Below are 18,331 nucleotides of genomic sequence, written 5' to 3'. Positions count from 1 at the left end.
TGGGGATTCGGAACCCTTAGGCACGGGAAACCTCTCGGGAGTGTTGGGTACGGAACATCATGGTGGGCGACTCGACGTCGACGGCGTGATTTAGGACGAACTCGTAGGCTGCGCCACGCTCGATTTCTGCCGGGGATGTAGCAAATGCGAAGCTGGGCAGATACTTCATCTCAGGCAGTGGGAGGTGCAGCATCAGGGGGTTGGCGATCTTGGCGATCGCAGTGGCGGTGGCCTGGGAAGGAGCATTGGCGACAAGCATGACGGCGACTTCCCGAGGGGGTGTGCAGTCAGGTTCGATGTCGTCAAGGATGGCGTTATGCCCGTAGAGGCGTATGTCCAACCTGTAGTCGTCGTCACTGAGACCGAGCGTCTGACGGATGCGATCCGTGAGGATGAGCCGTAGGTCCGAGGCCCAGCGCTGGATATTGGAAGTGATGTACGGGTCACGGATGCCGGTGAAAGAGACGGTCTCGTAACCAGTGACGCGGGCACCTTCAAGTTTGATGGTGCGTTGTTCGGCCGATTCGAAACGGGATCCCTCAACGCGCACTCTACGTTCGTCGAGAGCTGTATAGGTGGCGCTGGAGACATCCAGGGTGCCTGCGGGCTCACGCATCCGGTAGGGGTTAGCCGTCTCGTAGAGCATGTGGGCTGCGACCGACGTAGGGGTGCAGACATTCGTGATGTCGAGAGGCTCGATGGTGAAGCCATCCTGGTCGATGGTGGCGAAGACACCACCAAGACGTGGATCGGTGGTGCATTGTCCGCCACATTCGACAATCTTGGCTGCGTGCCAGGTAGGGCCTGCCGGCATTCCGAGCATCAGGGGCACTGCTGCAGCGACAGCTGTGTCTGTGGCCCGCCCTGCGAGGACGACCTGTGCGCCTTCCTGGATGGCTTCGACAAGTGGTTCATGCCCCATCATTCCGACGATGTGAGTGCAGCTGTCGAGTGTTTCCGGCTGGAGCGGCCCGTGCGGGGCCAGGGGATGGATACGTCCTGCGCGGAGTGAATCCTTGAGTGATTCGGCACTCTGTTCACTGTAAATACGGGCGACTTTCAAATCGAGGCCTTCTTCGGCCATGATTTCTGCTGTGATCTCGGCAACCCAGTCAACGCCGGCGTCAGTGCCACTGGTGCCACATGAACCGACAATGAGGGGGATGTTGGCACTGGCGGCGGCTTTCAGGAGGATGCGTAGATCTCTGCGGACCGCAGCGGCTGTCGTCTTCGGAACGCCGGCGCCAAGGTAGTGGGGGCCAGAGTCAGTGGAGCCGCCGTCGATCGCAATGACATCCGGGCTCAGGGTGAGGCCGCGTTCGATGGTCTCCGAGGAGAAGCCGGCGCCGAGCATGCCGGCAGGAGTAAGGATTCCGACTCGGGCGGGTGTATCAGTGGAACGCTGCATGCTGACTCTCCTCGTTCACATTGCCTTCCTTGTTGAAGATCCGGATGTCGTCCGGTGAAAGGCTGATCGTGATCTCACCGTTAGTTACGGGGCGTGTAGTAGTTACGGTCACAGGTGTGCTGCCGATGCGGATGGTGTACCGGTAGTGGTCGCCGAGGTAGGCCTGGTTCTCGATCTTGACCGTGAGTGCACCCTGTGGAGGGCTGCCCTCACTGCCGCCACGATGAATCGTGATGTTCTCCGGCCGGATGCAGATTTGCACTGGGCCCGAATGCTTGCGCGTGTGCGGAACCTTCAGTGAGTGGTCGATGCCCTCGACGCGCAGAAAAGCATGCGTACCGTCCGTTGCGGTGACGCTGGCAGGAAGAATATTGGCGGTCCCGATGAAGTCTGCGACGAACAAGTCGGCCGGGTGTTCATAGATCTCGCGGGGGGTGCCAACCTGGTGGACCTTCCCCAGGTTCATGACTGCCACGCGGTCACTGAAGGAAAGAGCTTCGTCTTGATCATGGGTTACGAAGACGGTGGTAACGCCAACTTGTGACTGAAGTGTCTTGAGCCACTGTCGAGATCGGTCTCGGAGTTTGGCATCCAGGTTTGAGAAGGGCTCGTCCAGAAGCAGCATGTCAGGCGGGTGGGCGAGCGCGCGGGCCATAGCGACGCGTTGCTGCTGGCCACCTGAAAGTTCGTGCGGATACCTCGTGGCGTGGTCGCCGAGTTCGACGAGCTCAAGAACTTCCCGGACGCGCCGATCACGTTGGGCTTTGGCCGTTTTTCTCAGTTTGAGAGGGTATCCAACGTTTTCAGCAACGGACATGTGTGGCCATATGGCATAGGACTGGAAGACCACACCACAGTTTCGGTGTTCGGGTTCTACGTTGACGCGGCCATGCTCAAACATGATGCGGTCGTCGAAAGCGATACGTCCTGAATCGGGCTGGTGCAGACCCGCGATGGACCACAGAGTGGTGGATTTCCCGCAACCGCTGGGACCTAGCAGAGTGAAGATTTCGCCATCCTGAACGGTGAGCGAAAGCTCGTGGAGAGCAGTGGATCCGGCGAACTTTTTGGTGATTCCGTCGAGGTGAAGACTAGGCACGAGGACGCACTCCCAGCAGGGCGCGACCCGCGCCCAGAACGACCAAAGTAATGACCATCTGGATTACTCCCAAAGCTGCAACGCTTCCGCCGATACTTGTTGCTGCTAGTTGCAGCATCGTGAGGCCGAGGACGGGGGTCTTGTCGGTAACAAGGAAGACGGCCGGTTCAGCGTCATTGAGCATCGCTACGAAGAGCAGCACAAACGCGGCGCCCATCGCGGGGGTGACGAGGCGGAGGATGATAGTGCGCATCGCCTTCCACCAGCTGGCCCCGGAGGTCCGAGCAGCATGGTCGAGTTCGGTACCGATACTCGCAAGAGCGGGATAGAAGGCGCTGTAGCCGAGAGCTAGGCTGCGGACTGCGAACGCTATACCGATACCCCACAGGCTAGCCCGTATGGCTCCGGATTTGTCGAGGATAGCGAAGCTCCAGAAGAACGCCATCCCAGTGACGAGTGCCGGCATCATACGCGGCCACAACATTCCCTGTTGCAAGGAACCACGAAATCGGAACCGCGAGCGGTGTGCAGTCACCGACAGGATAGCGATGACTACGGTCGTCAAGGCGCCACCGATGCCAGCGATGAGGAGGCTGTTGACGATAGAATTCGTGTAGAGCGGGTTGTCGAAGACAGCAGAGAAGTTGTCGAAGGTCAGTACACTCCACGGGGAGATGAAGGGTGACAGGATGGAAGTAAATGCCGCCAACACGACACCGGCTAGTGGTACGACCACGAAGACAAGCAGAAAGAGTGCGACAGCAGTGGCCATGAGCCACCGGGAGCGCCCCAGCTTCACGATTCGAACGCCGGTAGGCTTGCCGGTCATGGTAGTGAACCGGGCTATATCACCCACGAGCCAATTGCGCAGTGCGAGAAATCCGGAGACGACCAAAAGCAGGAATACGGCACCTGCTGACACCAGCCCTTGTTGGGCATCGTTGACCCAGTGCTGGTAAAGATACGTGGAAATCAGATTTATCTTATTTGAGAAGCCCAGGATGAGAGGCAGCCCGAGGACCTCCATCGATAGGGCGAAGACCAAGAGCGATGCGTTCGTGATTGCCGGCCGCAGGAGGGGCAGGCTCACCGTGAGGAGACTACGCAGTGGGCTGGCGCCCAGTGTACGGGCAGCATCTTCGAGCACGGGATCAACCGATAGGAGCGTACTGCGGCACAGGAGGAAGACCGTCGGAGAAGCTACGCTCATCGCGACCATGGCCATGCCGGGGATGCTGTAAAGGTCGACCGGCATGCTTAGGATGGTATTCGCCTTAAGCCATGACGAGGCGAAACCGGCCGGGGTCCACATGGCAGCCCAGCCAATGATGAGCACGAGACCCGGAAGCGCAATCGGAATGAGCAGAAAAGTCGTCAGGACTCGACGTCCGGGGATGTTCGTCCGAGTGAGCAGGATTGCACACGCTACACCGACAATGATGGATCCTGCGGTGTTGAGGGCTGCAAATTCGACCGAATTGACCACTGCGGTCCACCAGCTTTGGTCAGTCAACAGGTCCTTGAAGTTCGCCCCAGTCAGGTGCCCTCCTGCCTCGTACAACGGTGTGGACCACAACGAGGCGGCCACAATCGGCAGAATGGGCCCGACGATGACCAGGAGGGCCAGCGCCCAGAGAATGTAGTGACTTGCATTAGTGGACAGCAATCGCCGTCGGAGCCGGAGGGGCGATGGGTTGGATTCGAGTTGTGCCGGCTGCGATCTGGTGATGGTCATCGGTTGTACGCCTTGTTCCAACGCCCGACGATGGCCGCCTTCTGGTTGACGATGTCTTTCGGGTAGCCGCCGACCATCATGTTGCCTGCGCCTACGGCTTCCTTAATGGCTGGAAGACCGTAATCACATTTCACCCCGTCGCGATAGGGTGTAAACCCACCCTTGCAGGCGGCCTGCTGTCCTTCGATCGACAAAAGAAAGTTCACGAATACCTTGGCTGCGTCCGGCGAGCTAGCCTTCTTTGTGATGGCGATGCCCCGCGGAAGCAACGGCGTTCCGTCCGTCAAATATGTGTAGCTAAGAATCTTCGCAGCCTGGTTTCCTTCGATTAGCGCCCGAACCGAGCCAGGAACGAAATAGGCTGCTTGGTACTGGCCTTGCGCCAGTTTCTGCATCAGGTTGCCATTTCCTGATTCGACCCCTGTGTTCGGGCCCAGAGTCTCGAGGATTTTCCAGCCAGCTTCGCCATACTTGGTTGTGTAGGCGGTGACCGCACCAAAGGACACGGGGTTGGTTATGTCTGTGGTTCCCACTTTTCCTTTGAGTGACTTGGACAACCTTGCCAGCGACTTGAGATCTTTGGGTTGCTTTCCCTTGGGGATGAGCGCAGTGTTATACACGGCCACAAGCGGGTCCTCCGACATGGCGACCACGCCCGGGGCGAGCTGTGCGTACTTGGGAAGATACTTGACGTTGGGATCCGTGTAGTCGAGGACGTTGCCCTCGTGAGCGAAGGTCAACATGCCGGCCGCATCTGTAGCCATGATGACGTCCGCAGTGCGTACGCCAGTAGCAGTTTCAGTGGCATAGCGCTGGAAAGTCTGCGAGTCATTGAGGTTAAGTACGTGAAGTTTGATACCGGGGTACTTTGCCTCGAAGGCTTTGGCGATCGGTGCTGTCTGATCAGCGTCCGCGTTTGTGTAGAGGAGGACTGATCCCTGCTTCCGGGCCCGGGCAATCGTTGCCGCGTCAAGCGGCGTGAGGGGTGCGGCTTTGCCCACATTCACCGAAGACGTCGGTGCTGTTGACCCGCCAACATCCGGCGTGCCACCACATGCGGTCAGAACGACCGCGCAAGCGGCGGTCAGGATGCAAGCCCTGGAACGCGAGGTCATCATTGATCCTCCATATTTGCTATAGCACTTTTCCTGTGCGCACACCTCAGAGGGGCCTCCGCGGGCCACGGAGGCACTGCCGCTGCAGTGCAACATGAACGTGCCCGGGTGGACGGAGACGGCCCCAGTGGTTGACTATTTCCGCACCCCGAATCCCGCTGTCGACTCGGTGGATATGGAGATGCGTGAGACGAGTCGGCACACCGCGGGATCGGCTGCCGGTCACGCCTTATGTTGTGCCTTCGCCTGTCTTCACCGAGCAGCACGCTCGTCTGCGCACCGATCTCGACATGTACGCAATGCTCAGGCGGAACTCGGGGATGCAGCAGTCCTCTCGTTGAGCAGAGTATCCGCCCCACCAGGCGAGTGGCCTTGGCCTGCGATGCACTGGCCATTGGCCTCGTTTGGGCGATTTAAGCAGTATGGAGAACGATCGGTCCTCGATCGATGTAGGACCAGCCCGCCTCCATAGAAAGTATGTTATTTGCTACAGCAGCATTGTCAACCAGTTACGCCGGAGATCTTTGGGCCGATAGCTGATCTTGAGCAGCCGCACGCCCCACCGCGCCGAACCTCTCCCGCCGGCCGCGCCTTGACGGCCGTACCCGAAGAGTCACGGTGCGATTCCCACGCCCTCGATCCGGCTCCACGCGCGCTGTTGGGTGGCAGTCATGGCGGGCCAGTGCAGGCCACCAGGCCGAGGCCGGACCCGGTTGGCGTACGGCGAGGGACGGAACTCGGGCGCGTAGAAGCACCCGGCACCGTAGATACGCCCGAAGGCGCCACAGGATCGTGCGATGGAGCCGGGAGTGGGCTTCCTGCCGGAATTCACCCAAGTGTCAAGCGCAGCAATGGAGTTGGCGTATTCAGCGTTGCTCAACGCCCTATGGTCCGTCTCCCTCGTGAATGTCTGGACGAGGTTCCCATCCCGTCCTGCGCCCCGCAGCGTGGCGCGGTAGGCAGCCTCGTGCTCCACGAAAACCTGAGGGTCGTCGATCCCATGGAGAGTCAGGACCGGGAGCGTGACTTGCCCAGTGAGGTCGCTGTCGTACGACAGGTCCCTGCGGGCCGTGGGGTCGGCCGAGAATCGGGCGACACCTGCGTTGAGGGCCTTGTCGTCGTGTGAGCCGTTGTACCGCACTCCCCGGTTGCTGAAGGGGTTTCGGCCCTTGAGTCGCTTTGTGACGACATCCTGGAACAAGAACGTCGCATACTGAAGATGTGCGTCCAGCGAGCGTTCCGGGATCCGGGTAACGGCCAGGATGTCGTTGAGGTGGAGCTGCTGCTGTGGTGTCCGGTCCTTGGGGGCGGAATCGATGCCCGTGCACTCCTGCAGGCGGGCGTGGACCTGGTTTGGCGTCAGGGGCGAGTCTGCGGGCAGCCCCTGCCACAGTGGGTACTGCGGTTCCGTCGGCCGGGGAAGATTGCGGCAGTAGTACTGATACACCACGCGCAGATCCACGCGGGCGTCGTAACCGCGCGAGCCGCCGGCCAGGAAACCGTTTGTCAGCAACATTCCGTCGTAGGTGCCGTGTTGCCTGCCGTACGTCTCAGCGACCTTGGCGGCGACATTGCCACCCCAGGATTGGCCGTGCAGGTACGTACGGGCGGGACGGCCGAAGCGGTTGACGAACAGGCGACGCACGTTCTCCGTGTCCTCGGCGGCCATGCTGACGCCGTATCCACCGCGCCGGTACGAGGAACCGGCCCAAGCGTAGCCCTCGTCGACCATAACTGCCCAGCGGTCCAGGTCCTCGATGGGTGAGGAGGAGTCGTAGGAGAAGTCGGGTCCGCCATGGGCGTGCACTACGAGGGAGTGATTCCAGTGGTTCGGGATGGCCATCGCGTAATACGCACCGTGGGAGTCACGGCCTGTGTAGCACTGAGCTTTCCCCAGGAGGGTGGACGGGCATGTTGCGACAGCCGGATCCGCGCTGCTGGCCGAGGCAGTGGTTACGACGCTCAGTGTGCCGAGGACTGTGGCCGCGACGACTGCTGCGGCGATGGCCAGACGATTGCGGCGGACGGCCGAAAGCCCTCTGCGGGCCAGTAGAGCGGGGTGGCTGGTGAGCAACGCGAGTATGGCCAAGGAACATCTCCTTCAAGTGCTGATCGTCACATGGTGATTGATGCGATCACCGGTCTGGAGGCTCGTTCACCCGGGATGGTCTTCTGCCGGAGTCAGGTGTTCCTTCGCCGACCGAAATTGCGTCGGCGCAGAGCGCGAGGCTGCGTTCGATGGTCGCCTCGGGGAAGCCGGCTCCCAGCATGCCTGCTAGCACCAGCGCTCTGACCTTGCTCACCGGGCCGCTGTGGCGTCGTTGATGTTCTCCCGGCCTCTGGCACACAGAGGGCGGACAGTCATGTGTTGCTGGCGAGGGTGCTGCTGTGCCCCGGCAACAGGTGGGCGTTCACCGCGAACCTTGGTCGCCCTGCGAGAGCTGCCACTACCTCGGCAGCGCCTTCGAGTCCGGTGGCCGCCCGGGCTTCGGCGGACTGTCCCGCGAGGTGCGAGTAGACGACGATCCCCTCGACGCCCCTCAGCGGACTGTCTGCGGCAAGCGGTTCTTCGTTGACCACGTCAAGGGCCGCCGCGGCGATCTCCCCCGTGCGCACGGCGTCGGCGAGAGCCTGTTCGTCGACGATGGCCCCGCGCGAGGTGTTGACCAGGACCGCCGATGGTTTCATCTGTTGAAAGGCGGACGTGCTCAGCAGTGCCCGGGTACGTTCGGTCAGCGCGGTGTGCACCGACACGTAGTCGGAGACCGCCAGCAGCTCGGGCAGTTCCACGAACCGCACCGACGGGTCGATCCGCTCGTCTTCGGGCACCGCGGTGGTGCACAACACGCGCATGCCGAACGCCTGGGCGAGCGGCACCACGGCGCGCGCGGCCGCCCCGTACCCGATCAGTCCGAGCGTCGCCCCCCGCAGCTCGTGTCCGTCCACCCGCGGCCAGCCGCCAGCCGCGACCCCCATCGCACTCTGCACCAGGCGCCGCGCCGTCGCGAGCAACAGGCCGATGGTGTACTCGGCCACGGCGTTGGCGTTGATCCCGGGCAGGTTGCTCACCGTAATGCCCCGCTTCGCCGCGGCGGCGACATCGATCGAGTCGTAACCCACCCCGGTCCGTACGATGACACGCAGCCGGGAGGCGCGTGCCAGAACGTCTTCGGTCAGGGGCTCGTTGGCGACGAGTGCCGCGTCGACCCCATCGAGGGCGGCAGCGAGTTGGTCCGGATCGCGTCTGCCGAGCATGGGTGAGTGGACCGTGGAGTGGCCGTGCCGGCGAAGATACTGATCCACCTCGTCGCCGGGGCGCAGGTAGTCGGTTGTGATCAGAATGTGGGGCACGCGGTGTTCCTCATGTTGGCTGTGCAGTCATGCAGAGCTGGCGGGGCTGGGTTCGTCATTTGCAGGCGGGGGCGGCGACTCGTTGCTGCAGGGAGCCGATTCTGGTGACGATGACGACCGAGAGCACAACGACGAGCGCATTGTCGATGAGCATCAGGCGCCAACCGGTGATGTCGACCATGCCGCCCACCAGAGCCGGTCCAATGAAGCCGCCGCTGGCCCAGCCGACGGTATAGAGGCCGGCATAGGTCCCGAAGACATGGGCGGAGGGTGCGAGATTCCACAGAACGACCACTGCGTTGACCAGGAAGCAGGTAGCACCGGCTGCCGCGATGCACATGGCGATGACAGTCCCGGTCGGTGTCTGGACAAGGGTTCCCAGCACCATGGCGCCGGCGAAGATCGACATTCCGATCATCATGATCCTGAGTCGCCCGTAGCGCTCGGCCAGTATCGCGGCCGGGTATGCCGCCACGATGAAGGCGATACCGCTGGGCAGGATGAGGCCGCCGGCAGCTCCCCGTGACATGTCGAGGGTCTCCATCCCGTAGGGCGTGATCAACGACCGTGATGCGGCCCAAGCACAGCTGAAGAGAAAGATCGCTGCGATGATCAACAGCCGACTCCGGTCGGTGTCCTTGAGGATCTCAACGAAGATGTCCCGGACACTTGATTGTCTGACAGGCGCGGTCTCGTGCCCGTCACGGTCGTCCGCCACCGCCGCCTGGTAGGCAGGCGATTGGCTGTCGCGCACAGTGAGCCCGAGTACGAGGATGGACAGCAACATGATGACTGAGGGGATCGCGAAAGCCACGTATGGGTGGTGATCGACCAGGAAGATGCTAATGATCGCCGCCACGATGGCTGTCACACTGGCTGCGATCTTGACTGCGGCGTTGGCGCGGCTGCGTCGCTCGGGTGCGACGAAGTCTGGCACCAGCGCTTCGGCGATCGGTTTGAAGCTGTTGGTCACGAGAGCGTAACTGAACATGATCACGATCAGGAGCGGCAGTGACGCTGCTACGTGGGGGATGACCATGAAGAGCGCGGCGGCGATCGGCATTCCGACCACCAGGTAGGGCATGCGTCGTCCCCATGAGGTCCTGGTGCGGTCCGAACGGCTGCCGATCCAGGGCTGGATGAAGATGCCCAGCAGGTTGTCCATGCCCATCAGCAGGCCCACAACGGCTGTACTGGTGAGGTGCTCCCGCAGAAGCGGTGGCACTTGGGATTCGTAGAAATTCCACGTCGACTCTTGTGCGAAGACCGCGAGAGCGACGAGGAACGTGATACGTCGGGTCCGTGAGCGCTGCCCTGCCGACATCGTCGTCATGAGGGTCGTCCCTTCGCGCGCCACCATCACACTGGGGGCTGCTGTATGAAGTACTGGTGCGGGCGCGTCGAGGGGCGGAGGTTGCGCCCCCTCGACTCGGCTCGGGCCCGCTGATTTTTATGGTTCGACCTCGGCGACGAGGGTCAGGTCATCAGCGACCCTGATGCGGCAGTCCGGTCCGAATGAGCAGGATGATTCGCGCTCCTCAAAGATCGCTGGGCCCGCTATCTCGGTTCCCGGCGCGAGCTCGTAGCGGCTCCAAACGGTGGCATCGAGCTGGCCGTGTCCGGGAAAGTGGACGGGGCGGACACCGCGATGCGCACCCTTACCAGGGCTGGAGATGTTTCCCATCGGCAGGTTGTCACCGGGGACCTGCACCGAAAGCCGCCAGTTCACGATCTCTACGGGCCCGTCGAGGCAGCGGCCGAACGCCGTGCGATACGCGGACTCGAAGGCGGCCCGGATACGTCCGACATGCGAGGGACCAAGATCGCCCGTGGGCAACTCCACCTGGATCTCGAAGCCTTGGCCGAGGTAGCGCATGTCGACGGATCGTCGGGAGCGTGCCGAGGCGGGGTTCTCGAGCCGGAGGGTTGCCGTCGCGCGAGCCGCCATGTCGTCGTACAGCGCGCTGACCTGGCCCCAGTCGACGTCGGTGAGGGGGGATGGCAGGCTGCGGACCTCGTCAACCGTGGGAGCGGCGGCCAGCAATCCGCAGGCGGACATGACGCCTGCGCGCATCGGCACGATCACCCGGGGGATCTTCAGGGCCTTGGCCAGTCCGTAGGCGTGTGCGGGGCCGGCTCCCCCGAAGGCCAGCAGCGCGAAGTCGGCGGGGTCCTTGCCCTGTTCGGACAGGTGCATGCGGGCGGCAGCGGCCATGCTGGAGGTGACCACCTCGACGATCCCGGCGGCAGCGTCCGCAGTGTCGAGTCCGAGGGGGCTGGCCACCTCACGTGTCAACGCTTTGTGTGCGTCTTCGCTGCGCAGGCGCATTTCGCCACCGAGGAACGTGTCTGCGTCGAGATAACCGAGCACCAGGTCGGCGTCTGTCACGGTGGGGTGCTCACCGCCGCGGCCGTAGGCGACGGGTCCTGGAACGGATCCGGCGCTGCGCGGCCCCACCTTGAGCAGCCCCAGTGCGTCGGGGGCTGCGATCGAGCCGCCTCCCGAACCGATCTCGATCATGTCGACGACGGTCAGACGGACCGGAAGTCCGGACCCTGGCTTGAATTTGTCGACTCGGCCGGCCTCGAAGTCGTGCTTGACCCGCGGACGGCCATCCTGCACTACGGCGATCTTCGCCGTGGTACCCCCCATGTCGAAGGAGATGACGTTCTGCTCGCCCAGTGTTCGGGCGACGGAGGCTGCGGCGATGGCGCCGGCCGCGGGGCCTGATTCGAGCAGACGTACGGGGAACAGCTTGGCGTCCTCGGTGGTGGTGACGCCTCCGCCGGACAGCATGATGCGCAGCGGCGCGTCGATGCCCAAAGTGGCCAGGTCGTCCTGCAGGTCGTCGAGGTACCGCGTCATCAAAGGTTGCACGTAGGCATTGAGACAGGTGGTGCTGGCCCGCTCGTACTCTCCGATGACCGGGGCCACGGAACTGGAGATCGTCACCGGGAGGCCCGGGTGCGCCTGCGCCACCAGGCGCCGTATGCGATGTTCGTGTTCCGGGTTGCGGTAGGAGTGCAGCAGGACCACGGCCAGCGCTTCGATGCCCAGGTCCACCAGGTCCCGGACGGCAGTGAGGACCGCGGTCTCGTCGAGCGGTTCGAGTTCGCGGCCGTCGGCGGCGATCCTGCCGGGCACACCGCGCCGCAGGTGGCGTGGCACCAGCGGTTGGGCCGGACGGGCGAGCAGGTCGGTGGTGTCGAACCGTGTCTCCCTTCCCATTTCGAGGGAGTCGCTGAACCCGCTGGTGGCCAGCAGACCGACGACGGCTCCGGTACGTTCGAGCAGAGTGTTGGTCACCAGGGTCGTGCCGTGCACGATGCCCCCGATGTCACCCGGTACCGTGTCGCTCTCCTTCAGCAGCCGCGTGATGCCTGCGGTGATGGCCTTGTTGGGGGCCTCCGGGGTGGTGGGCAGCTTGCCCGGCCACATCAGGCCTCGGCGCGCGTCGTGCAGCAGAAGGTCGGTGAACGTTCCGCCGACGTCGACGCCGATGCGAACCGTGCGGCTCATCGGACCACCCCTTCGTGTGTGTTCCTGCGTGCTACCGGCGCCGTGGATGTGGTGTCCTTCGTGGCCGGAAGGACGTAGCCGGCGATCTCGTCGGCGGCGACGAGATCGGGCTCACGGTCCGCGACGCTGCCGAACCCGCCACCGCCGGCGAAGGAGATCACCACCGACGCCCCAGGCGGAAGCTGCGAGACCGACTTCAGCGAGATGCGTTCGCCGCTGTCCAGCACGGCCCGTGCGCTCGCGCCCGACTCGCCACCGGCGAGGCCGAGTGCCGGGTGCCGCTCCCGGTCGCCGAGTAGGACCATCTGGACCGGTCTACTCGTCGGGTTGTGCACCTCGATGTCCTGACCCAGACCACCACGGCGCCGACCCCGGCCGCCCGATCCGGCGCGCAGTTCCTTACGCAGGAACCGCAGGGGCGAAGCCGCCTCAAGGGCTTCGATGCTTCCGCTGCCTGAGTTGGTGGGAAAGGCGGTCGTGGACAGCCCGTCCGCGTCCCTCGAGGCGCCCATGCCGGCGTTGGCGAAGAGCATCAGGCTGTAGGGGCGGCCGTCGTCGTCGACACCGGCGAAGCGGACTCGCAGGGCAGGCGCACCTCCGCTGTCGGCGATGACTCGGTCGGGCAGCACCGGGGCGAGTGCCCGGTACACGGCACAGGACAGAAGGTGGCCGGTAAGGTGCCGGGCCACGACGGGTGCGGGGAAGACGGGATTGACGATCGTGCCCTTGGGTGCGGTGACCGTCATGGCCCGGTAAGAGCCCCAGTTGGTCCTCGTCGATGGATCCAGGAGGACCTTGAGCGGATATATCGTGTAGGCGCGCGTGTAGTTCAGCGTCGAGTTGATCGCGTAGGACACCTGGGGCGAACTGCCCGTGTAGTCGATCTCGATTTCGTCACCGCGGACGGTCACCGCGCATTCGATGTGAGTGGGATGTCCTTCCACTCCGTCCGCGTCGAGTGCCGCACGGTAGACGCCGTCCGGCACGTTCCGCACAGCGGCGCGCAGCGCTGCGTCGGTCGTGGCGTGCACTTGGGCGCTGAAGTTCTCGAAGTCCGGCTCCCCGAAGTCGGTGAGAAACTCCCGGACGCGCCTACGGCACACGGCGTGTGCTGCGGCCTGTGCCTCCAGGTCGCCCCACACCTGGTCGGCCAGGCGGACGTTGGCCAGCAGCAAGTCCTTCACCCCCTGTTCCACCTGCCCTGCGCGAAACAGGCGCAACGGGGGAATGAGGATGCCCTCGCCGATCAAGTCGGTCGCGCCCATGGAGGGGGTGCCTCCGATGTCCGGTACGTGTGCCACGGTGCCGGCGTACGCGACGAGCCGGCCGTCGTGGAAGACCGGCGTGATCATGGCGATGTCGGGAAGATGACCGGTAGCGATCCACGGGTCATTGGTGATGACACAGTCGCCGTGCTGCCATTGGTCGGCGGGGAACCGCTCCAGGACATGAGCCATCAGGGAACTCATCAGCGCGGCGAAGGCCGGGATACCTGCCCGCGATTCCGCCATGGTGCGTCCCTGACGGTTCATCAGGACGACCGTGTAGTCGTTGGACTCCCGAATGATGGTCGAGAAGGCCGTGCGAAGCATGGTGGATGCTGCCTCGTCGGTGGCGGCGGCTAGCCGATCCCAGCGCACCTCGAGGCCGATCGGGTCGTCAAGCGGTCGGGTCATGGTGCGGTGTTCTCGCCTTCCGTGATGCGACCGGCTGCGCCACGGGCGCCCACGTCGCTACTGCTTCCTTCGGGCAGTGCGTCCGCGATGCGCGCGGCGATCGCTTTGCCCAGCCCCGCGGTGGTGCCCGGGCCGCCGAGGTCGGGCGTGACGACGTCCGGTTCCTCGTCGAGGACACTTTCGATCGCGGCCACGATCTGAGCGGCAGCCTCGGGTTCGCCGAGGTGCGTGAGCATCATCGCGCCGCTCCAGATCTGGCCGACGGGGTTGGCGATGCCGAGGCCGGTGATGTCCGGGGCCGACCCGTGGACCGGTTCGAAGAGGCTGGGGTAGGTGCGGTCGGGGTTGATGTTGGCGCTGGGCGCGATGCCGATCGTGCCGGCGCAGGCCGGTCCGAGGTCGGAGAGGATGTCGCCGAAGAGGTTGCTGGCGACCACGACGTCGTACTGGTCAGGCTGCAGGACGAATTTGGCGGTCAGAATATCGATGTGATCCTTGTCCGCTCGGACCTCGGGGTAACGAGCCGCCATTTCGGCCGCCCGCTCGTCCCAGTACGGCATGGAGATCGAGATGCCGTTGCTCTTCGTCGCCCACGTCAGGTGCTTTCGGGGCCGGGCGGAGGCGAGCTCGAAGGCGTAGCGCAGCACGCGGTCGACGCCGGTACGCGTCATGACGGTCTCCTGGACCACCGTTTCCCGGTCGGTGCCTTCGAAGATCCGGCCTCCGATGCTGGAGTACTCCCCCTCGGTGTTCTCCCGAACGACGTAGAAGTCGATGTCTCCGGGCCCGTGGTCACGTAGCGGGCTCCGCACTCCGCGCAGCAGCCGGACCGGGCGCAGGTTGACATACTGGTCGAAGCCCCGCCGCAACTGCAGCAGGCTCCCCCAGAGCGACACGTGGTCCGGTACCACCTCGGGCCATCCGACAGCGCCGAAGAAGATCGCGTCGAAGGAGCCGAGTGAGTCTCGCCAGTCGTCGGGAAGCATCGCGCCGTGCCTGAGCCAGTAGTCGGCACTGGCGAAGTCGAACTCGGTGACGTCGAGGGCGAACCCGTGGACCTCGGAGGCGGCCCGCAGGCACCTCAGGCCTTCCGGGAGAACCTCCCGGCCGATCCCGTCTCCCGGGATTGCGGCAATGCGATACCTTCGTGACACGAAAATGTCCCTCAGCCATGTGATCGATGCGCTTGGTGTGCGGTCAACGCCCTGACCAGGACGTCCCTGCCGCGACGCGATGTGCGTCCCACCTTGGCCAGGGGTGGCTGTTCCTGACAAGACACCGGAGCGCAAGGTAGCCTTTCCCCCATGGAAAGCGTGCGCCGTTCTGGGCGTCGCGAGGGCAACACCCGCTCTTCGATCGACGACATGCAGTTCTTTCATGTAGTCGCCTCGAGCGAGACGCTGACCGCGGCGTCACGAGAACTCGGATGTTCCTTGCCCGTCGTGAGCAAGCGCCTGAGCGCACTGGAGCGCCGCCTCGACGTCCGGCTCGTTCAGCGCGGCGCTCGGCGCCTGGTGCTCACCTCGGAGGGCGAGCTCTACGCGGCCCGCGTCGAAGCCATCCTCGACCAGGTGCGCGAACTGGAGGACTCGGTCACCGGTTCGTCCGGCGGTCTGCGCGGGTCCATCGTCGTTGTCACCACGCTCGGACTCGGACGCGCGCACATCGCCCCGCTACTGGGCGAATTCGCGGCAGCTCATCCCGACGTACACGTCGTGATGCACACTTCCGCTCTGCCCCTCCGGCCGCACCGGCGTGAGTTTGACGTCGCCGTCCATGTAGGCACACCACCTGACTCGTCACTGTCCATGCGCCGCCTGGCCGAGAACCGGCGCGTGCCCTGTGCCGCGCCGTCCTATCTCGCCCAGCACGGTGAGCCCACCTCCATCGAGGACTTGGCGCATCACAACTGCATCGTGCTGCGCGAGAACGAGAGCGACTATGCCCTGTGGCGTTTCGGGGATTCTGCGCGACCTCGCCATGTGCGCGTCAGCGGCAATCTGTCCAGCAACGACGGAGACGTGGTGACCGGCTGGGCCCTGGAGGGGCGTGGCGTGATCATGCGATCCGAATGGCACGTCAGGCCCCATCTCGATCGCGGCGAACTCATCCGCGTACTGCCGGACATTCCCACCCCGGCCGCCGACATCTTCGCCCTGCTCGAGGAGGACCGGCACGTCCCACAACGAGTCAGCGTACTCATCGACTACCTCGCCGCGCATCTGCCACCTCGGCTGGAAGCTGCTGCCGAACCGATGGACTCACGCTGTCCGAAGTGCCAGCTACGCGCGGCTGCACTGATCGATTTCTAGACGTCGCGACCGACGCGCCTGAGGGAACGGTCTGCAAGGCACACAAGCAAGAACGCCAGGCCGGCGGTGAGACCGGACACGAGGGGATGACTGGTTGGCCCACGGCCGTGGCGAGATAGAGGGCTGATACCGTCGGCAGTCTGCGACGGTGATGCTTGAAAGGCACGACCGATCGCGATCAGCGCGACCGCGAGCATCAAGGAGTAGATCGGATTCAAGGCCGCGCCCAGGAACGTCGAAGCCACCAGGCGTCGATCGAAACCAGCCCCGAGGCATCAATCGAAGCGAGGTACACACACGCCGTAGACGCGCGGTCGGCCGGGTCATCTGCGCCACTTTGTCGAGCGCGCCATAGCCGTGATAACTGCGCGCATCTCTTCCTCAGTCCCGGTTCCTGCAGGGCTCGATCCACGAAACGAGCTGCCGGCGGCCGTCATTGGGGTCCTGGGTACGGGTGACGAGCCCGGCCTCCTCCAAAACAACGATGGTCTTGGCCATGGACTGTGGTCGTACGCCTTCTGCGGCGGCGAGCTGCCGACGGAGCCGGCACCGTTTCTGGCCACACGCCCAAGGACGGATGCCTGAGTGGGAGATGGTCCACGCTTCTGTTCCTGCTGCCTGGCCCATCCGTCCCCGTCCTCCATCACCTTGAGCCTGCGTCTGAGCCAGCCGATCACCACCCGGATGGCACCGGCCGCCTGGAGAGCGGCCCCTCACAGGGCCTCCTGGTTCGTGGTCATGCCCCCGCTCCAGAAGGACAGTCCCGACTGTTCAACCTGGGCTGGCTTCCTCTCTGTGGCTGACCGTCAACGAACCATCAGGATCACCATGGGTCGGCCGTCAAGTGCATCGTCGAGGATCAGTCGAACTAGATCGGCTGTCCAAGAATCCAGGACGGAAAGGCTGCGAGAGGAGCAGGTATCCGTGATCCAGGTAGTAGTTGCAGGTGGACCAGCCCTCTCACGCGCCGCCATCACCAAGGTGATCGAATCCAGCGGCGACATGACAGTCATCGCGGCACCTGCGGACAGCCGAGCCCTTCGGAAGCTGCTCATCTCGGGTACCGACGCCGACCTGGTCCTGCTGGACCGCCTCATCAAGGATGAAGCATTCGACGAACTCACCGACCTGATCAGTGACATACGCCCTGTATCCTGCATTGTCGTACTGGGCTGTGCCGATGCTGAAGAGGTAGATGCCCTTGTACGCGCCGGCGTCAGAGGTGTTCTGGCTGCCGACGTCTCCGCCTCACAACTCGTTGCGGCCCTGGGCACCGTGAGCCATGGCGGGCTCGTTGTCGCTCTCGGCACGGCTCCGACCGTCGAGCCCGCCCTGATCCCGCGCATCGACTGCGAACTCGTGGGAGAACTCTCGACCCGGGAACGCGAAATCCTCGCCTTGCTGTCAAGCGGTCAGGACACCCCTTCGATCGCTCGCACCCTGGCCATCAGCCCGCTCACCGTGAAAACCCACATAGCACGGATGCTTAGCAAACTCGGAATCCGTCAACGAGCACACCTGGTCACTTTCGCTTATGAGAGCGGATTCGTCGTCCCTGGCATGAGCCCCGCGAGTTTCATGACAAGGCGATTGCGCCAAGCATCCTGAGAGGTCTCCTGCCAGACGGAGCGGCTCCAGGCGTGCGCATCGGGAGTGGCCGGCGTCAGGTGGGCCACAGTCACCAGCCGAGTACCGGCGTCCGCCACGGTGTGGACCGATGGCCGCGTGTACAACCCGTTGCACGCGCCTCCCTACACGCCCACCCTCCAGTTCGCCCGCGGCCGGTCCGATCCGGCCTTGTGCACCAGGCCGCAGTTGTCCGCCGCCCTCGTGGCCCGGGCCAAGGATGCGGGCCTCGCCTGCCGGGCCGTGGTCGCCGACTGTGCCTGCCCAAATCAGCGACGACTGGTACCTGGCGCGCGGCCGGCCTGGCTTACGTCGTGGCGCTCAAGCCTCACCGCGGCACCCGGGCCCGGGCCGACCAGCCGCACACCCCCATCGAGGCCGCCCACGCCCCGGCCGGGACCGACCCGAAGAATCCCGGTGACTGGAGGCCGGTTGAGTGCCACTTGCGCGACGGGCACATCGAGACGTGGTGGGCCGCTGATGCCCGCC

General features: G+C 64.1%; 13 protein-coding genes and 2 pseudogenes. 3 read left to right on the top strand and 12 right to left on the bottom strand.

Annotated elements, in window-relative coordinates; genetic code table 11:
* Positions 1 to 16: 16 nt before the first annotated feature.
* The 10 genes from ACYF6T_RS28385 to ACYF6T_RS28340 all read right to left on the bottom strand — a co-directional run bounded on the left by ACYF6T_RS28385 (position 17) and on the right by ACYF6T_RS28340 (position 15,058).
* Complete coding sequence (locus ACYF6T_RS28385) at positions 17 to 1,408, bottom strand: acyclic terpene utilization AtuA family protein (protein ID WP_461699954.1); 1,392 nt, start codon at positions 1,406 to 1,408, stop codon at positions 17 to 19.
* Positions 1,392 to 2,507 carry an ABC transporter ATP-binding protein gene (locus ACYF6T_RS28380; protein WP_461699953.1) on the bottom strand — a complete coding sequence of 372 codons (1,116 nt, stop codon included), beginning with the start codon at positions 2,505 to 2,507 and terminating at the stop codon, positions 1,392 to 1,394. Before ACYF6T_RS28380 ends, ACYF6T_RS28385 begins: the two co-directional genes overlap by 17 nt.
* A complete protein-coding gene (locus tag ACYF6T_RS28375; RefSeq protein WP_461699951.1) occupies positions 2,500 to 4,242 on the bottom strand; it encodes an ABC transporter permease in 1,743 nt (580 codons plus the stop codon). The genes ACYF6T_RS28380 and ACYF6T_RS28375 overlap by 8 nt, the downstream gene beginning before the upstream one ends.
* Positions 4,239 to 5,360, bottom strand: a complete 1,122-nt coding sequence (locus ACYF6T_RS28370) for an ABC transporter substrate-binding protein (RefSeq protein ID WP_461699950.1) — start codon at positions 5,358 to 5,360, stop codon at positions 4,239 to 4,241. Before ACYF6T_RS28370 ends, ACYF6T_RS28375 begins: the two co-directional genes overlap by 4 nt.
* Before the next feature lie 610 nt (positions 5,361 to 5,970).
* Positions 5,971 to 7,200 carry a DUF6351 family protein gene (locus tag ACYF6T_RS28365; protein WP_461699949.1) on the bottom strand — a complete coding sequence of 410 codons (1,230 nt, stop codon included), beginning with the start codon at positions 7,198 to 7,200 and terminating at the stop codon, positions 5,971 to 5,973.
* A 518-nt stretch (positions 7,201 to 7,718) separates the two neighbouring features.
* A complete protein-coding gene (locus ACYF6T_RS28360; protein ID WP_461699947.1) occupies positions 7,719 to 8,708 on the bottom strand; it encodes a phosphoglycerate dehydrogenase in 990 nt (329 codons plus the stop codon).
* Positions 8,709 to 8,763: 55 nt separating this feature from the next.
* Positions 8,764 to 10,041, bottom strand: a complete 1,278-nt coding sequence (locus ACYF6T_RS28355; protein ID WP_461699945.1) for an MFS transporter — start codon at positions 10,039 to 10,041, stop codon at positions 8,764 to 8,766.
* Positions 10,042 to 10,158: 117 nt separating this feature from the next.
* Positions 10,159 to 12,228: a hydantoinase/oxoprolinase family protein gene (locus ACYF6T_RS28350; protein WP_461699944.1), complete on the bottom strand. Its 2,070-nt coding sequence runs from the start codon at positions 12,226 to 12,228 to the stop codon at positions 10,159 to 10,161.
* On the bottom strand, positions 12,225 to 13,904 hold the full coding sequence (locus tag ACYF6T_RS28345; RefSeq protein WP_461699943.1) for a hydantoinase B/oxoprolinase family protein: 1,680 nt from the start codon (positions 13,902 to 13,904) through the stop codon (positions 12,225 to 12,227). Before ACYF6T_RS28345 ends, ACYF6T_RS28350 begins: the two co-directional genes overlap by 4 nt.
* Complete coding sequence (locus ACYF6T_RS28340) at positions 13,901 to 15,058, bottom strand: tartrate dehydrogenase (protein ID WP_461699942.1); 1,158 nt, start codon at positions 15,056 to 15,058, stop codon at positions 13,901 to 13,903. Before ACYF6T_RS28340 ends, ACYF6T_RS28345 begins: the two co-directional genes overlap by 4 nt.
* A gap of 150 nt (positions 15,059 to 15,208) precedes the next feature.
* Here ACYF6T_RS28340 and ACYF6T_RS28335 point away from each other — a divergent pair, with 150 nt between their 5' ends.
* Positions 15,209 to 16,216, top strand: coding sequence for a LysR family transcriptional regulator (locus tag ACYF6T_RS28335; protein WP_461699941.1), 1,008 nt, complete (start codon positions 15,209 to 15,211; stop codon positions 16,214 to 16,216).
* An 85-nt stretch (positions 16,217 to 16,301) separates the two neighbouring features.
* Here the strand turns inward: ACYF6T_RS28335 and ACYF6T_RS28330 are convergent.
* Positions 16,302 to 16,464 (bottom strand): annotated as a pseudogene (locus tag ACYF6T_RS28330) (MFS transporter); the annotation flags it as partial.
* A gap of 133 nt (positions 16,465 to 16,597) precedes the next feature.
* Positions 16,598 to 16,714: a hypothetical protein gene (locus ACYF6T_RS28325; protein WP_461699940.1), complete on the bottom strand. Its 117-nt coding sequence runs from the start codon at positions 16,712 to 16,714 to the stop codon at positions 16,598 to 16,600.
* A 426-nt stretch (positions 16,715 to 17,140) separates the two neighbouring features.
* On the opposite strand from ACYF6T_RS28325, the gene ACYF6T_RS28320 reads away from it, so the two are divergent.
* Both ACYF6T_RS28320 and ACYF6T_RS28315 read left to right on the top strand, forming a co-directional pair.
* Positions 17,141 to 17,824: a response regulator transcription factor gene (locus ACYF6T_RS28320; RefSeq protein WP_461699938.1), complete on the top strand. Its 684-nt coding sequence runs from the start codon at positions 17,141 to 17,143 to the stop codon at positions 17,822 to 17,824.
* 93 nt (positions 17,825 to 17,917) lie between these two features.
* Positions 17,918 to 18,331, top strand: a pseudogene (locus ACYF6T_RS28315) (IS701 family transposase); the annotation flags it as partial.

The sequence above is a fragment of the Streptomyces sp. 7R007 genome (assembly GCF_054850255.1).
The sequence above is the reverse complement of the archived record's forward strand: the minus strand, read 5'-3'. Positions and strand labels throughout refer to the sequence as shown.

Bases quoted from the DNA above. Each gene is read 5' to 3' on its own strand.
- ACYF6T_RS28350 (WP_461699944.1), bottom strand. From the start codon at position 12,228: ATGAGCCGCACGGTTCGCATCGGCGTCGACGTCGGCGGAACGTTCACC.
- ACYF6T_RS28370 (WP_461699950.1), bottom strand. From the start codon at position 5,360: ATGATGACCTCGCGTTCCAGGGCTTGCATCCTGACCGCCGCTTGCGCG.
- ACYF6T_RS28345 (WP_461699943.1), bottom strand. From the start codon at position 13,904: ATGACCCGACCGCTTGACGACCCGATCGGCCTCGAGGTGCGCTGGGAT.
- ACYF6T_RS28325 (WP_461699940.1), bottom strand. From the start codon at position 16,714: ATGGCCAAGACCATCGTTGTTTTGGAGGAGGCCGGGCTCGTCACCCGT.
- ACYF6T_RS28365 (WP_461699949.1), bottom strand. From the start codon at position 7,200: ATGGCCATCCCGAACCACTGGAATCACTCCCTCGTAGTGCACGCCCAT.
- ACYF6T_RS28335 (WP_461699941.1), top strand. From the start codon at position 15,209: ATGGAAAGCGTGCGCCGTTCTGGGCGTCGCGAGGGCAACACCCGCTCT.
- ACYF6T_RS28385 (WP_461699954.1), bottom strand. From the start codon at position 1,408: ATGCAGCGTTCCACTGATACACCCGCCCGAGTCGGAATCCTTACTCCT.
- ACYF6T_RS28355 (WP_461699945.1), bottom strand. From the start codon at position 10,041: ATGACGACGATGTCGGCAGGGCAGCGCTCACGGACCCGACGTATCACG.
- ACYF6T_RS28375 (WP_461699951.1), bottom strand. From the start codon at position 4,242: ATGACCATCACCAGATCGCAGCCGGCACAACTCGAATCCAACCCATCG.